General features: G+C 53.1%; 14 protein-coding genes. 11 read left to right on the forward strand and 3 right to left on the reverse strand.

Features of this window, described 5'->3' with window-relative positions; all coding sequences use genetic code 11:
- Nucleotides 1–109 precede the first annotated feature (109 nt).
- A complete protein-coding gene (locus ACH6EH_RS10025) occupies nt 110–1441 on the forward strand; it encodes a PhoH family protein (protein ID WP_397332208.1) in 1332 nt (443 codons plus the stop codon).
- Nucleotides 1442–1669: 228 nt separating this feature from the next.
- Here the strand turns inward: ACH6EH_RS10025 and ACH6EH_RS10030 are convergent, their stop codons facing one another.
- Nucleotides 1670–1930: a hypothetical protein gene (locus ACH6EH_RS10030; protein WP_397332331.1), complete on the reverse strand. Its 261-nt coding sequence runs from the start codon at nt 1928–1930 to the stop codon at nt 1670–1672.
- 232 nt (nt 1931–2162) lie between these two features.
- On the opposite strand from ACH6EH_RS10030, the gene ACH6EH_RS10035 reads away from it, so the two are divergent.
- Nucleotides 2163–3320 (forward strand): hypothetical protein, encoded by a 1158-nt coding sequence (locus tag ACH6EH_RS10035; RefSeq protein WP_397332209.1) that lies wholly within the window; start codon nt 2163–2165, stop codon nt 3318–3320.
- A gap of 103 nt (nt 3321–3423) precedes the next feature.
- Here the strand turns inward: ACH6EH_RS10035 and ACH6EH_RS10040 are convergent, their stop codons facing one another.
- Together ACH6EH_RS10040 and ACH6EH_RS10045 are read right to left on the reverse strand one after the other, a co-directional pair.
- A complete protein-coding gene (locus tag ACH6EH_RS10040; protein WP_397332326.1) occupies nt 3424–4425 on the reverse strand; it encodes a hypothetical protein in 1002 nt (333 codons plus the stop codon).
- A 296-nt stretch (nt 4426–4721) separates the two neighbouring features.
- On the reverse strand, nt 4722–4958 hold the full coding sequence (locus ACH6EH_RS10045) for a DUF2626 family protein (protein ID WP_138225274.1): 237 nt from the start codon (nt 4956–4958) through the stop codon (nt 4722–4724).
- Between the two features lie 288 nt (nt 4959–5246).
- On the opposite strand from ACH6EH_RS10045, the gene ACH6EH_RS10050 reads away from it, so the two are divergent.
- The 9 genes from ACH6EH_RS10050 (at nt 5247) to bshC (ending at nt 14902) form a co-directional block, all read left to right on the forward strand.
- Nucleotides 5247–5897, forward strand: coding sequence for an RsfA family transcriptional regulator (locus tag ACH6EH_RS10050; RefSeq protein ID WP_397332210.1), 651 nt, complete (start codon nt 5247–5249; stop codon nt 5895–5897).
- A 172-nt stretch (nt 5898–6069) separates the two neighbouring features.
- Complete coding sequence (locus ACH6EH_RS10055; protein WP_397332211.1) at nt 6070–7050, forward strand: ketopantoate reductase family protein; 981 nt, start codon at nt 6070–6072, stop codon at nt 7048–7050.
- 14 nt (nt 7051–7064) lie between these two features.
- Nucleotides 7065–7439 carry a DUF3397 domain-containing protein gene (locus tag ACH6EH_RS10060; RefSeq protein WP_208202908.1) on the forward strand — a complete coding sequence of 125 codons (375 nt, stop codon included), beginning with the start codon at nt 7065–7067 and terminating at the stop codon, nt 7437–7439.
- 130 nt (nt 7440–7569) lie between these two features.
- The gene (locus tag ACH6EH_RS10065; RefSeq protein ID WP_397332212.1) at nt 7570–9219 is read left to right on the forward strand and encodes a peptide ABC transporter substrate-binding protein; all 1650 of its coding nucleotides are present in this window, start codon (nt 7570–7572) and stop codon (nt 9217–9219) included.
- A gap of 25 nt (nt 9220–9244) precedes the next feature.
- Nucleotides 9245–10177, forward strand: coding sequence for an ABC transporter permease (locus ACH6EH_RS10070; RefSeq protein ID WP_397332213.1), 933 nt, complete (start codon nt 9245–9247; stop codon nt 10175–10177).
- Nucleotides 10177–11127, forward strand: a complete 951-nt coding sequence (locus ACH6EH_RS10075; protein ID WP_138225279.1) for an ABC transporter permease — start codon at nt 10177–10179, stop codon at nt 11125–11127. The genes ACH6EH_RS10070 and ACH6EH_RS10075 overlap by 1 nt, the downstream gene beginning before the upstream one ends.
- A gap of 12 nt (nt 11128–11139) precedes the next feature.
- Nucleotides 11140–12135 carry an ABC transporter ATP-binding protein gene (locus ACH6EH_RS10080; protein ID WP_397332214.1) on the forward strand — a complete coding sequence of 332 codons (996 nt, stop codon included), beginning with the start codon at nt 11140–11142 and terminating at the stop codon, nt 12133–12135.
- Nucleotides 12132–13070: an ABC transporter ATP-binding protein gene (locus ACH6EH_RS10085; protein ID WP_138225281.1), complete on the forward strand. Its 939-nt coding sequence runs from the start codon at nt 12132–12134 to the stop codon at nt 13068–13070. Before ACH6EH_RS10080 ends, ACH6EH_RS10085 begins: the two co-directional genes overlap by 4 nt.
- Nucleotides 13071–13270: 200 nt before the next feature.
- A complete protein-coding gene (bshC, locus tag ACH6EH_RS10090) occupies nt 13271–14902 on the forward strand; it encodes a bacillithiol biosynthesis cysteine-adding enzyme BshC (RefSeq protein WP_397332216.1) in 1632 nt (543 codons plus the stop codon).
- Nucleotides 14903–14922: the final 20 nt, after the last annotated feature.

The following is a 14922-nucleotide window of genomic DNA, read 5'->3' on the forward strand; positions in this document are numbered from 1 at the left end:
TGGAGAGGAGGTGATTGCTTTTTAGATTCAGCAGCTTTAATTCAGCTTAATTCAGCCGCATTCAAAAGGGTTCCTATCTTGTTATGAAGAAGCTGTGGAGGGGATATCGATGAAGAAAATATTTGTACTGGATACTAATGTTCTACTGCACGATCCCAAAGCGATCTTCGCTTTTGAAGAGCATGAGGTCATTATCCCGGCCGTTGTTCTGGAGGAGATCGATTCCAAAAAGCGAAATGCGGATGAGCTCGGCCGTAACGCACGCTCTGTATCCCGCCTTCTCGATAGTCTTAGGCAGCAGGGACAGCTTCACGACGGCGTACCGCTTCAACATGGAGGAAGTTTGAAGGTAGAGCTGAATCATCGCAGCTTTGTTAAGGTTCAGGAGATGTTCAGCGAGGCTACGAATGATAACCGCATTCTGGCCGTTGCCTTGAATTATAAATTGGAAGAGGATGAGAAGGCCGCGCCACGCTCGGTGGTGCTGGTTAGTAAAGATGTGCTGGTCCGCATCAAAGCCGATGTCCTGGGCCTGACCGCAGAGGATTATTTATCTGACCGGACCGCAGATCCCAGCGAGCTGTACGGTGGGCATTGCACATTAAAGGTGCATCCATCCGTGATTGATGAGTTCTACAGCTACCGATACCTGCCAATTTCCCAGCTGGGACTGAGCTACAGCTTAAATCCGCATGAATTTGTCATTCTAAAGGATGAGATGGGAAGCGGCAAGTCAGCCCTGCTGAAGGTAGATGCGGAAGCAGCCCGCCTGGAGCCGCTCTACTTGAGCAATGACCCAGTATGGGGCATATCTGCACGAAATGTTCAACAGCGGATGGCGCTGGAGCTCCTGCTTCAGGATGACATCCCGCTCGTGACCATTACCGGCAAAGCCGGCACCGGTAAGACGCTGCTCGCGCTGGCTGCTGGGCTGTGCAAGGTGGAGGATGACCATAAGTATAAGAAGCTGCTTATCGCCCGTCCCGTCGTTCCGATGGGAAAGGACATTGGCTATTTACCCGGGGAGAAGGATGAGAAGCTTCGGCCCTGGATGCAGCCAATCTATGATAACCTGGAGTTTCTGTTCGATACCAAAAAGTCTGGGGACATCGACAAGATCTTAATGGGACTGGGCAGTATCCAGGTAGAGGCCCTGACCTATATCCGTGGACGCTCGATCCCGTCCCAATTCATTATTATCGACGAAGCCCAGAATTTGACCCGTCATGAGGTGAAGACGATTATTTCACGGGCGGGTGAAGGCAGCAAGGTCATTCTGATGGGTGATCCGGAGCAGATTGACCATCCGTATCTGGATGCCGTCAGCAACGGCCTGAGCTACGTCGTCGATACCTTCAAGAAAGAAGGGCTTAGCGGCCATATTACCCTGACAAAAGGGGAACGGTCCAAGCTGGCTCAGCTTGCTGCGGATTTGCTCTAACTATATTTTCCGGGAAATGATTAAAGAGGCTGTCACAAAAGTTAACGAGGCAGCTCACTTGAGTGAGATCTGAAGCAAAAAATAAAGACATGGTGGAGTCAGGGAGGTGATCCCAGCACCGCCATGTCTTTATTGTGGTCTATTGCCGCCTTCTTCAACAGGTTTTGGGGAAGCGAAAGCCATCCGACCTCAAGGCTCACTTTGGACAGGCCTCGAAGCAGAAAACGTCTAAACCCTCGGTTGTTTTCTGCGCACAGCACTCTCAAGCTTTTCGCTGGTCAGGGAGGAAGCCTCACCGAGTTCGGGAAGATCCTGTCCCGTATGCTCCCGTTCTTCTTGCTGCTCGTTCTCCTCTATGGCGGCAAACAAGGTTTGAACCTTTTGTTGCAGCCTCGCCTTGTGCTTTACATTGGCTTTGCCCCATACAACGAAGCAGCGGAGAGGACGAAACGATTCCGGACCAGCGGTAGCGGTCGCCTTTGCCCCCAAATTTCTCCTTTACTAGAATCAATCAACAGCGAGGGGAGGAACGTTTCGTACGCGGAGCATTTCACAACAACAAACGAGGCCATCCCGCAAGACCTTAGATCTTTGGACAGCCTCTTTATTTACTGGATAAGGTGGCGTGATGAAGTGATAATTAACAGAAAAAGGTAAGACAAGCATCATGCAAGTCTGGTAATATAAGGGCAGCAATCTGAAAAAGGGAGTGATTCAAGCCGTGAGGCGCCGAAAATACGGTTTCTTGTTCGCAGTGCTGCTGTTGTCATTAACCAGCTTATCACCAAGCTTCGATATCACTCCTAGTGGTGTGCGGGAGCTTCCCGGTGAAGCTCTACTCCCGGCCGATCCGTCGCCGGGGCTTGAGAAGCCCGATCCCGGGCCCATTACGGTCGGTGTCAGTATGGGGGAGAAGGAGCTGGCCCAGCTGAACCAGTGGAATGAGCAGTTTATGGAGCTGAACTCCATTGAGGTCAACATTGAGAATATGGAAGACTGGGATGAAGGCAGCATGACAGAGCGTCTCCGGCTGGGTGAAGGACCGGATATACTGCTGCTGGACAGTCATTATATTAAGCCGCTGGCCATCAAAGGCCTGCTGTTTCCTCTGGAGGCGGTGCCATCCGGAATCCCGGAATCCGCTCTTCCTGCCGGGCTGCTGCCCTTGCTACAGTGGAACGGCTATCAGTGGGGCATTCCACTGGATGCTGATCCTTACGTTATGGTATATGAAGCAGGGAAGGAGCCACCGGAGCCTGCAGCGTATCGGGAGCAGCGCAGCCCGCTGTTCTCCATCGACCCAGCGGATCCCTACGCCTTTGCTGCCGCCGTATTTGCGGCCGGAGGCAATCCCGAGCATCCAGGAGAAGAGGAGACAGCGAAGCTGGATATACCGTCCTTTAGTAAGCTGCTGCTCCAGGAAAGCACGGAAGAGTATCAGAAGCGGATAGCTGAGGGTTCAGCGGAGCTGGCCCCTTTGCGCATCGCCGCCGCCTCTGACGTGAACCAGGATTGGCCGGAAGGCTACGAGGTTATGCTGCTTGCTCCGGACAACTCCGGCTTCGCACCAGTTATCCAGTCGCGAAGCTTTGCATTAACAGGAGGACGGGAGACCTCCAGCACCGCTCTCACATGGGTTGGGGCAATGACCCAAGCCGCTGCCCGAAGTGATGAATGGCTGAGCGTGACCGGGCGTTATTCCTTATTATCCTCCGGAACCGTGATGGATGACAGCGCGATCACTCCGCTGCCTGCGCCGCTTGCATTTGAGTCCCTGGAGACTTATTTGCAGCAGGGGGCATCCGCACAGCTAACCTTTGGTGAGCCGGAGGGCTTCCCGGTCTATGAATCCAGTATCCAGCAGCTGCTTTCCGAATGAGCTTAGCAAGAAGGAGTGCCCGGCGCTTTTTAGGTAAAGACAGCAGATACAGCAAGAGGATGCACCCCCGGGGCTTTAACCGGTGAGGCATCCTCTTTTTGAATTAGAGATCCAGCTGCAGCTTGACCAGCAGCCGCTGGTCATCGCTGATCACCTCTGTCGCCTTCAGGAACGAGACCAGCATCTTGGGATAGAAGTTCATATCAAATTCCTTCTGAAGCTCTTGACGGGTCGTATCCGGCAGCTCCAGCTCATTAAATACAAGCTTCTCCACCTCGAACATAATTGCATTCTCCGGTTCATTGACGATGGAATACTGCCCTTCAATCCGCAGTGACAGACTGCCGCTTTCTCCTGCCGCGATGACCTTTCCGCCTTCAAACTGAAACGCAAACGCCTCAAACACCTCGTTCTGAGCGCGCAGGAAGCGGTTCAGCTGCTCCTCGTGCAAATTGATGGTATAAGTACGGCCATTGGTCTTTAGGATGCTCTCCCCGCTCTGGATGAAATCCGGCAGCTGCTGCATGGCATCCGCAAGGGCCCGGAAATGCCGCTTGACCTCGTACAAGCCGACATTCTCCCAATACATCGTAAACTCCTCCATAAGCCGGGTCATGGCCTCCGGATTGCTGCTTCCTTCAAGGGTGCTGTTCACCTGCTCCTCCAGCAAAACAATGCGCGAGCGCTGCCGGATCAGGCTGTCCTTCACCTCTTCCAGCTGTATAGCGTTAAGACTGGACTCTCTCTGGGCCTGACTCAGCGCCTTGTACTGCCTTTCATAATCCCCCAGCACCTGACGATCATTCTGGATCACCAGCTCATAAAATTCCATAATTCTAAAAAATCCCGAAATGCTGCTGGCCGACAAAAGCAGCGTGTACAGCTTGCTGCGCTCACCCATATAATACTCTCTCAGGATTTGCCCGGCCTGCTCGCGCCTGACGTCGATATCCTGCTCCAGCTGACGGATCTGCTTCTCCAGTGATATCTGATCCTGCCGCAGCTCCTGCTGCCGGAGCTCGATACGCTGGATTTCTTTATCGATCTCAACGATGGACAGGCTGTCCTGTAGCAACTGTCGCGCTTCTTTAGAGTCCACGGTCATCGGAAGGGGGGATGCTGCGATGGGAGAAGAGCCAGCCGGGGAGAATATCAAGGCCAGGCAGCAGCATATTAGGATGCAAGGCTTTAAGAAACGTATGTACACCTCAATTACCCCCTTGAGAGAATAAACGCCATTTCGGGAAGTTCTCCACTATTTAACCAGCATATGATGATCTCGACGCAAATAGAAATGCTTGTACAGCGGCTTCTTCATCCACGATAAGCCTACGTTGATGACAAAGTAAAAAAGCGACCGGCAAGGCCTGATCGCTTTTTTACTTTGTTTACGCCGGGATATTAAAGTGGCATACCCATATGGAAGATCGTCCAATAGCTGAAACCCGTGAAGGTTACGAGCATATAAGCCCAGAAGAGCGTAATATACGTTCTCTCCGTGAATTTAAGATATCCCAGAATTACAAAGAAGGCCGTCTGCAGGAAGAAGAGCAGAGCCATTTCAACCAATTCGCCGGCAAATGCCATTAAACCGATTGTTAACGTAAAAAAGCCGAGCACTCGGAACATGCGTGCCACGATTCATATCCTCCTCTCATATGTAAGGACCCTTATTGCTATGTACATTATACCGCCATGGCAAAAACGTGTAAACGCCTAAGTGCAGCGGCTTGTTCATTTTTTTAAAAAAGCCTGCTGGCGTATGTTCTGTCCCCAAAGTGGAAATACAATTTAGTATCAAATAGATTCTATGAACTCTATGAGAAGCATAGGAATGAATAAACCAGCTTTTATACCCTATTCATCAGCCGCAGGAAGCGGACGTGAAGACGGTTACTTTAGGATGTTGTTAGGAGGGTTTATAATATGTCGGCAGTGAGACAGGATGCATGGAGCGAGGAAGACGATTTAATATTGGCAGAGGTGACTTTACGGCATATTCGGGAAGGAAGCACACAGCTGGCAGCGTTTGAGGAGGTTGGCGAACGGATTGGCCGGACATCGGCAGCCTGCGGGTTCCGGTGGAACAGCTGTGTCCGTAAAAAGTATGAGGAAGCCATCGCCATCGCGAAATCCCAGCGGCAAAAGCGAAGCTATTACAAGAAGCAGCCGGCGGCAGGCGGAGCTCAGGTGGCAGGCCTGACTGAGACAGATTTTGCGCCAGAGGGCTACAAAGGAGAAACGGCCAGCGAGGAATCGCTGTCCATTGATGCGGTCATCCGTTTTCTGCGGCAATGGAAGGGCGGGCTGCAGGAAAGCGGAAAGCAGCATCGCGCGCTGGAGCGTACACTTCGGGAGAAGGAAGAGGAGCTTGCCCGCTTGCGGAGTGAAAATGCGCGTCTGTCCCAGGAGGTTAGCCTGGTCAAGACCGATTATCACGTCGTAAATGATGATTACAAGGCATTGATTCAGATTATGGACCGGGCAAGAAGACTCGCTTTTTTGAGCGAGGAAGAGGAAGAGCTGAAGACTCGATTCAAGATGGATGCCAACGGCAATCTGGAGCGGATCGAATAGCGCCCCGCGGTGATATGCAGATACAGCCAGCAAGGAAATAGCGGTACAGGAGCTGAGCCTGAGCCGTTGTTTCCTTGTTTTATTGTACAGAAATTTCGTGCCTCCATGGGCAGGGGTGTGGCATTTCATATATACTATACAGCAAAAACCTAAAGATAGGCGGAGTGCAGTAATGCTGAGTATACATATTGTCGGAGCAGGCTCGCTAGGCCTGCTGTTCTCAGGCCGGCTGGCATATGCGGGAGCGCGGGTGACGCTGTGGTGCCGGACTCGGGAGCAGAAGGAAGTCATTCAGCACAGCGGAATCGTAATCCGGAATCTGGAGGGACAGGTAGCCATCCAGGCCGCAGATCAGGAGCGGCTTACAGTAAGCTCTATTGATGAGTATCATGGGCGGGGAGGGCCGCAAGATGCAGACTTTACCCTGCTGACTGTGAAGCAGGGTGCTGTTAAGGAGACTGCGGAACAGCTCTTTGTGCCCTATCAAGGACACCGCCTGGTCTGTCTGCAAAATGGTACGGGACATGTTCAATGGCTGAACAAGCTTCTCCCTGCCTGGCAGGTGTACACGGCAGTGACGACAGAAGGGGCTGCCCGAGCAGGGCTCGCAGAGGTTGTGCATGCGGGCTCTGGGGAAACGCATCTGGGATTGATCGAGGCTTTGCATTCACCGGTGCCTGCATTACAAGGGGCACCTGGGGATCATAGCGGTAACGGGGAGCTGGAGCTGAAGAATCTGATGCATCAAGCAGGATTTAAGACCTTTCTGTCGAATTCATTGGATAAATTCATCTACCGGAAGCTGCTGATCAATGCCGTCATTAATCCGTTAACTGCACTTTGGCGTGTCACCAATGGAGAGCTGCTGGCCTCGGACGACCGGATTGCCTTCATGAGATTGCTATATGAGGAGGGGACGGCCGTATACCGCGCCTGTGGAATCTCCTATGACGAGGATTTATGGGAGCGCATTCTCGGCGTCTGCCGCGCCACTTCGGGCAACACCTCCTCCATGCTAAAGGATGTGCAGGAGGGGAAGGAAACTGAAATTGCTGCAATTAACGGAAGCATTGTGCACCTGGCTGAGGGATGCGGGGTACAGGCTGCGGCCCATCGTCTCATTTGGCGGCTGATCGAAGGCTTACACCATTAAAGGAGGCATGCGTCATGAACATTCTCATCGCAATGAGTGCGGTGCCGTTTATACCCGGCGGACTTGCTTATGGAATCGCCTACTACCGAACCCGGGATAAGAAGCAGGCGATTCGAGTCTCTATGGACGTTACGACCCTATTCCTATTAATATCTGTGTCTGCGCTGTTTAACATTTTGTTTGAATCCAGATGGGGATTCTACCTGACGCTGCTGCTGCTGCTTATTACAGCCGGGATTATTGGTGGAGCGCAGAACCGCTGGAAGGGCAGGGTGGATGGCCGGCGCCTGTTCCGTGTCGTCTGGAGACTGGCGTTTGTCACGATGAGCATCAGCTACATATTGTTTACATTTATTGGCGTGGTTCAATACATATTCCAGGTGATGTGAGGGGAAGATAGGCTTATGTCACCCCGGCATCATCTCAAGCAAGTCCTGCAGGGAGCATCCTGCAGGACTTTTTTTGATGAACTTCAGCTTTAGCTTGAACGATCAAGAATTTGAAGAAGGAGCGTATAAGATGAAAAAGCGCACGTATCACCTGCTGCTCATGACAGCCCTGCTTGTTTGTGGATCCCTGCTTAGCGCCTGCGGAGCAGGCAATCAGGAGGAGGCTGCAGGCGACAAGCCCCGGGAGCAGATATTCCGGATGAATATTGCATCCGAGCCGCCAACGCTGGACCCCGGACAAGCACAGGACAATAACTCTAATACGATCATTAATGCCATTTTCGAGGGACTGACACGCAAAGGGCCGGACGGTGAAGAAGTTCCCGGTACTGCGGAGTCTTGGACGATCTCTGAGGACGGCTTGACGTATGTATTTACCCTGCGACAGGATGCCAAATGGAGCAACGGTGATCCTGTCACGGCGAAGGATTTCGAATATGCCTGGAAACGGGTGCTGGATCCTTCCTTTGCGCCTGCTCCTCCGTATGCTTACCAGCTGTACTATATCAAAAATGCTGAAGCCTACAATCTGGGAGAGCTTGATCAAGCCGAGGACGTCGGCGTCAAGGCGACCGATGATTATACGCTGGAGGTTACACTTGAGAACCCGACGCCGTATTTTCTAAGCCTGATGTCGTTTCAGACCTACTTCCCGCTTCACGCCTCTGTCAAGGACAATGAGAAATGGGCTACCCAGCCTGAGACGCTGATTGGCAACGGACCGTTCAAGCTGGCGTCCATGACCAAGGGACAAAAGATTGAGATGGTAAAGAATGACCAGTATTGGGATAAGGATAACATCAAGCTTGAAAAAGTGCAGATGAGCATCGTTAACAGCTCGGCTACCGAGCTGTCCAGCTACCGCAACAATGAGTTGGATTATGCCGGTCATCCCGTAGGCAATATCCCGACAGACCAGCTGGCGGCGGTGAAGGAGCAGATGCCGGACGAGCTGAACATCAAGGGGATTTCGTCCACCTATTTTTATGTGTTCAATACGACTCAGGAGCCTTTTGATAATGTGAATATCCGAAAAGCTTTCTCCATGGCCATTGACCGGCAGGCCATTGTGGACAAGATCACGCAGGGCGGACAGCTTCCGGCCTATGGCTTCGTTCCGCCGGGGATCAAGGGGAAGCAAGAGGAGTTCCGCACAGAGGTCTCGGAGAATTATTTTGAAGAAAATATAGAAGAGGCCAAACAGCTGTTAGAGCAGGGCATGAAGGAGAAAGGCTATACGGCGCTGCCCGCGGTCACCCTGATCTATAACTCCGATGATAATCACAAGAAAATCGCCCTTGCGATCGTCGATATGTGGAAGAAAAATCTCGGCGTCAACGTCTCGGTTCAGAATCAGGAGTGGGGTGTGTTTCTCAAGAACCGGACCGATCTCAACTACCAGATCGCCCGGGCAGGGTGGGGCGCAGATTACAATGACCCCATGACCTATATTGATATCTGGAAAACAGGCAGCGGCAACAATGATACCGGCTTCTCGAACGCAGTCTATGATCAGCTGGTAGAGGATGCTTATGCCACGGATGATCATACCCAGCGCATGGACTTTATGGCTCAGGCTGAAAAAATATTGGTCCAGGAGCAGCAGATCGTGATGCCAATCTACTATTACTCCAGCGTCTCCTTGATTAAGCCCTGGATGAAGGGCATCGGCATTGACTTCAAGGGTGATATTGATTTTACACGCGCCTATGTAGAGTGATGCTGATGTCAAGGAGGGTACAGAATTGAAATACGTAGGGAGCAAGTTTTTGTATATGCTGGTTTCGTTGTTCATTCTGATCTCCGCCACTTTTTTTCTGATGAAGGCTATACCGGGAGACCCGTTTATGGGGGAGAAGAAGCCTTCTCCTGAAATCCTGGCAAGGCTGATGGAGCAGTATGATCTGGACAAGCCGGTCTTTCAGCAATATACAAAATACTTAAGCAATATCGCCGCCGGAGATTTCGGCTTGTCCATGAAGCAGCAGAACCAAAGTGTGACAGAGATCATTGTCGATACGTTCGGTCCATCCCTGCGGCTGGGGCTGGCTGCGATTGTCCTCTCTGTCCTCGTCGGCGTACTGCTGGGTATGCTGGCTGCCCTCTATCACCGGAGGCTCATTGACAACACGGCGATGATTCTCTCGGTGCTGGGCATTGCCGTTCCCAGCTTCGTGCTGGCATCGCTGCTGCAATATGTTCTCGCGGAAAAAGCAGGACTGTTTAACGTTATGGGCTTTGACAGCCCTCTCGATTACGTGCTGCCGGTCATTGCGCTTTCCGCCCAGCCCGTGGCCTTTATCGCCCGCCTGACCCGCTCCAGCATGCTGGAAGTGCTGCACTCGGATTACATCAAGACGGCCAGGGCCAAGGGACTGAACGGGCTGGCTATCATGTTTCGTCACGTGATCCGGAACGGGATTCTGCCGGTGGTGACGTATGTGGGACCGATGACGGCCAACGTGATTACAGGCTCGGTGGTCATTGAGCAGATTTTCGGGATCGGCGGCATCGGCAAGCAATTCGTCGACAGCATTACCAACCGGGATTATACGGTCATTATGGGCATTACCATTTTCTATGGCATTCTGCTTATGCTGGCCCGGTTTATGACGGATATCGCGTATGGCCTGATTGATCCCCGGATTAAGCTGAGCAGCGGGAAGGGGGGCTCCTGATGGCAGTCAATAGTAATGCGACACACAGCTTTGACGAAGCCCTGAAGGCGGAGGACTTTCAGAAGATCGGTCCGGATGAGAAGCAGTCGGAGGTCATTCAGCGCGAGAGCCTTTCCGCCTGGCGGGATTCCTGGGAACGCTTGAAAAAAAACCGGCTCGCCATGGCAGGTATGCTCATCATGCTGCTGATCCTGATCATGGCGGTCATTGGACCGATGATCTCGGTCTATGATTACGAAACGAATGATCTGATGAGCACGAATCTGCCCCCTTCCGCAGAGCACTGGTTCGGGACGGATGATCTCGGACGAGACGTCTTCGTTCGCACCTGGATGGGCGCGCGAATCTCCTTGACGGTAGGGCTGGCAGCAGCGGCGATCGATCTTGTAATCGGCGTGATCTACGGCGGCTTGATGGGGTATTTCGGAGGCCGTGTAGATGAAATCATGAACAAATTCGCCGAGATTTTATATTCCATCCCTTACTTGCTGGTTACGATTCTGCTGCTCGTCGTCTTCGAGCCGAGCTTGGGCACGATCATTCTGGCACTGACCATTACAGGCTGGATTAATATGTCCTGGATCGTGCGCGGGGAAATTATGCAGCTAAAGAGCCGCGAATATGTCCTTGCCTCCCGGTCCATGGGCGCCGGCACGTCACGGCTGCTGTTCCGCCATCTCATTCCGAACGCCATGGGTCCCATTATCGTGACGCTGACCCTGTCGGTGCCGAATGCGATATTTGCGGAATCGTTTCTAAGCTTCCTTGGATTGGGTGTGCAGGCACCCGTTGCGTCCTGGGGCTCGATGATCAATGATGCGTTATCGGGCTGGATGTATTATCCCTGGCGGATGCTGTTTCCGGCGCTGTTCATCAGCTTGACGATGCTCGCCTTCAATATTTTTGGGGACGGGCTACGGGATGCGCTGGATCCGAAGCTGAAAAAGTAGGAGTGTGATGAAATGGAGCCGATTTTACAGGTCAAGGACCTGAATGTTTCTTTTGAGGTCAGGGGCGGAGAGGTGAAGGCGGTCCGCGGCGTGAGTTTTGAGGTCCATAAAGGCGAGACTGTCGCCATCGTAGGGGAGTCCGGCAGCGGCAAAAGCGTGACCGCCCAAAGCATTATGCGTCTGATTCCCTCACCGCCGTCGCGGATCAAGCGAGGGGAGATTCTGTTCAAGGGCGAGAACCTGCTGCAAAAAAGCAACAAGCAGATGGAAGCCATCCGCGGCAAGGATATCGGCATGATATTTCAGGACCCGATGACTTCTTTGAATCCGACGCTCAAGATCGGACGCCAGATCACAGAAGGGCTGGAGAAGCATCAGGGCCTGTCCTCTTCCGCTGCCAAAAGCAGAGCCGTGGAGATGCTGAAGCTGGTCGGCATCAAGCATGCCGAGGAGCGTTTTCATCAATATCCTCATGAGTTCTCCGGCGGTATGCGGCAGCGGGCCATGATTGCCATCGCACTCGCCTGCAGCCCGTCTTTGCTGATCGCTGATGAGCCCACGACCGCGCTGGATGTTACTATCCAGGCGCAGATTATGGATGTGATGAAGGACATGCAGCGTCGTTTGGGGACGTCGATCATCCTTATTACTCATGATCTCGGCGTCGTGGCCGGGATGTGTGATCGTGTGATTGTCATGTATGCCGGTGAGGTTGTGGAGACGGGGAACAAATGGGAAATTTTCAAAAACCCTCGTCATCCGTACACCAAGGGTCTTCTGCGTTCCATGCCCCGCCTGGATCAGCCAAAGGATGAGCCGCTGATTCCGATTATGGGTACACCTCCGGATCTCATTAAGCCGCCGGTGGGCTGCCCCTTTACAGCCCGTTGTGAGGAGGCTATGAGAATCTGCGCCCGGATCGATCCGGGTGCAACGGTGTTCAGTCATACGCATATGGCCCGGTGCTGGAATCTGCATCCGATGGCACAGGAGGCGGAGCCGTCATGAAGGAGAACGTCCTGCTCCAGGTGCAAGGGCTGAAAAAGTATTTTCAAGTGGGCGGAGGCAAGGTTCTGAAAGCTGTAGATGACCTTAACTTTACAATCCATGAGGGAGAGACGCTTGGCATGGTCGGTGAGTCAGGCTGCGGCAAATCGACGGCAGGCCGCACCATTCTGCGGCTGTATGAGCCGACAGCGGGGAGTGTGTTTTTTCAGGGCACCGATATTTACAAGCTGTCACCCCGCAAGATGAAGGTCATGCGGCGCGATATGCAGATGATCTTTCAAGACCCCTATGCGTCCTTGAATCCCAGATTCACGGTCACGGATATTATCGGCGAAGCGCTGGACATTCACGGGATGGCCGGCAGCCGCGCAGAGCGGAAGAAGCGGGTCGAGGAGCTGCTGGATATGGTCGGGCTGAACAGCGATCATGCCACGCGGTATCCCCATGAGTTCTCGGGCGGTCAGCGGCAGCGGATCGGCATTGCCCGCTCTCTGGCGGTTAATCCGAAGTTCATCATCTGTGACGAGCCCATATCTGCGCTGGATGTATCCATCCAGGCACAGGTTGTGAATTTGCTCAAGGACCTTCAGGAGCGGCTTGGACTGACGTACCTCTTCATCGCCCATGACCTGTCTATGGTCAAGCATATCAGTGACCGGGTCGCTGTCATGTATTTGGGCAAAATGGTTGAGCTGGCTGAAAGCGAGGAGCTTTATGGGAATCCCATTCATCCGTACACGCAAACCCTGCTGTCTGCCATCCCGGTCCCGGATCCGGAAATTGAAAGCAGCAAGCAGCGCTTGACGATGGAGGACAGCGGTCAGGGACCGATCTCGGCGGTGAAGGGCGAGGACGGAACCGTGCTGCTGGAAGAGCAGGACACCGAGCTGGTTGAGGTGTCACCGGGGCACTGGGTGAGCAAGCCGTATGCTTGAGCTGTGTGACAACATAACCGTTTCTTTTGCAAGTGGCCGGCAGGATCCATTTGCAGAAGGAACGGTTTTTTTGATCAGGGCCCTGCTGTGCCCTGCTGTTTTCTTTTCCTTTGACGGAGAAGCCTCACATTCGGTACAATCAAGAAAGGCTTTAATAAAGTAAGTTAACTTGAGCACCCGCGAGAATAGGAGGAGCTTTCATGAATATCATTCCGGAGCCTTTGTCCGGCGGCTCCCGGCTTTCGTATGACTATATACATCATTACGATCAGGTGAGTCCATTTTACGGCGGCAGTCCCTGGGAACCTGCGGCATGGAAGCAGCGGGCAGACTGGCTGAGTCAGAGCTACGGCCGATATATCAGCCGCTCGGCGCTGGCAGGCTGTTTGCGCAGCTACAATGATTATGTCCATAATACACATGTCGAGGTACATAAATCTCTGGAACTGCTGGAGAAGGAGGATGCTCTGGTCATTGCCGGGGGGCAGCAGAGCGGTCTGTTCACAGGCCCCATGCTCGTCATCTATAAGGCCATTACTATCATTCAGGCAGCGAGGAAGGCAGAGGCTATGCTGGGCCGACCGGTAATTCCCGTATTCTGGATTGCCGGGGAGGACCATGACTGGGATGAGGTAAATCATACCTACCTGCCGGCTGCAGATCAGGGCCCTTCCAGAATCCGTATGGATAGCGAAGGGGCATCCCGCACCTCTGTAAGCTACACTCCGGTGAGCCGGACTCAATGGGATGAAGCATTAAGAGAGATTCAGCAGCTGCTGGAGGATAGTCCGTTTAAGAAGGACGTGCTGGATGTGCTGCAGCGGGCGTCGAAGCATGAAGAACTAAGCGGAGCCTTTGCCCAGCTGATGGGAGAGCTGTTCGGGAAGCATGGCCTGGTTCTGATGGATTCTGCAGACCGGGGCCTGAGAGCTCTGGAGAAGCCGGTCTTTGAACAGCTGATTACCCGCAGTGATGCATTGACTGACGCGTATAAGAGAGCAGCAGGAGAGCTCGAGAGCCTTTCGTATGAGGTTCAGGCCGAGGTGCACCCTGATGGAGCTAATCTGTTTTATGTGCATGAGGACAAGCGGCTCCTGCTGTTCAAGGAGGAAGGCCGGTTTACAGACCGCAAGGGGCTGGTCTCCTTCTCGGAGGAGGAGCTGCTGGATGAATTGCGTGCATATCCGGAGCGCTTCAGCAATAATGTTCTTACACGGCCCTTAATGCAGGATGCTGTTCTCCCAGTGCTTGGTACGGTGCTGGGCCAAGGGGAGATCTCGTACTGGGCCATCACGCGGCATGCTTTTCAGGAGCTGGAGCTTCAGATGCCGCTGATCGTGCCGCGAATGTCACTCAGCCTTGTCAGCCCGACGCTGCCCAAATGGATGGATAAATACAACGTGAGCTTCCAGGATATTGTGCAGGGACTGGGCGAGCAGCGAAGCCGCTGGCTGGAGGAGCAGGATGAGGTCGGGCTGAGTGATCGGTTTCAGGAGACGAAGGCGGCTTTTACCGCTTTGTATGAGCCGCTGCTTCAGGACTTGGGGCGGCTGCAGCCAGGTCTGATGCGCCTGGGTGAAGTGAACCACGGCAAAATTCTGGAACAAATGGACTACCTGCTGGACCGCTCCAGGCTTGCGCTGGAGCAGCAGCATCGTGCAGCCTTGAGACAGTGGGATTGCTTTGAAACCGAGCTGATGCCGCTTGGACGTCCGCAGGAGCGCGTATATAATGTGTTTTATTATTTGAACCGTTACGGAATGGGGCTCATTGATCAGCTGATGAGCTTGCCTTATGATGATACCGGACAGCACCGGGCGGTTTATCTTTAAATTATATGATTCATGGGAGG

This window comes from Paenibacillus sp. JSM ZJ436, from assembly GCF_044383795.1.
Lineage (GTDB): Bacteria > Bacillota > Bacilli > Paenibacillales > Paenibacillaceae > Paenibacillus_AQ > Paenibacillus_AQ algicola.

Bases quoted from the DNA above. Each gene is read 5' to 3' on its own strand.
- ACH6EH_RS10055 (WP_397332211.1), top strand. From the start codon at position 6,070: ATGCTGAGTATACATATTGTCGGAGCAGGCTCGCTAGGCCTGCTGTTC.
- ACH6EH_RS10075 (WP_138225279.1), top strand. From the start codon at position 10,177: ATGGCAGTCAATAGTAATGCGACACACAGCTTTGACGAAGCCCTGAAG.
- ACH6EH_RS10040 (WP_397332326.1), bottom strand. From the start codon at position 4,425: ATGACCGTGGACTCTAAAGAAGCGCGACAGTTGCTACAGGACAGCCTG.
- bshC (WP_397332216.1), top strand. From the start codon at position 13,271: ATGAATATCATTCCGGAGCCTTTGTCCGGCGGCTCCCGGCTTTCGTAT.
- ACH6EH_RS10085 (WP_138225281.1), top strand. From the start codon at position 12,132: ATGAAGGAGAACGTCCTGCTCCAGGTGCAAGGGCTGAAAAAGTATTTT.
- ACH6EH_RS10080 (WP_397332214.1), top strand. From the start codon at position 11,140: ATGGAGCCGATTTTACAGGTCAAGGACCTGAATGTTTCTTTTGAGGTC.
- ACH6EH_RS10060 (WP_208202908.1), top strand. From the start codon at position 7,065: ATGAACATTCTCATCGCAATGAGTGCGGTGCCGTTTATACCCGGCGGA.
- ACH6EH_RS10065 (WP_397332212.1), top strand. From the start codon at position 7,570: ATGAAAAAGCGCACGTATCACCTGCTGCTCATGACAGCCCTGCTTGTT.
- ACH6EH_RS10050 (WP_397332210.1), top strand. From the start codon at position 5,247: ATGTCGGCAGTGAGACAGGATGCATGGAGCGAGGAAGACGATTTAATA.
- ACH6EH_RS10025 (WP_397332208.1), top strand. From the start codon at position 110: ATGAAGAAAATATTTGTACTGGATACTAATGTTCTACTGCACGATCCC.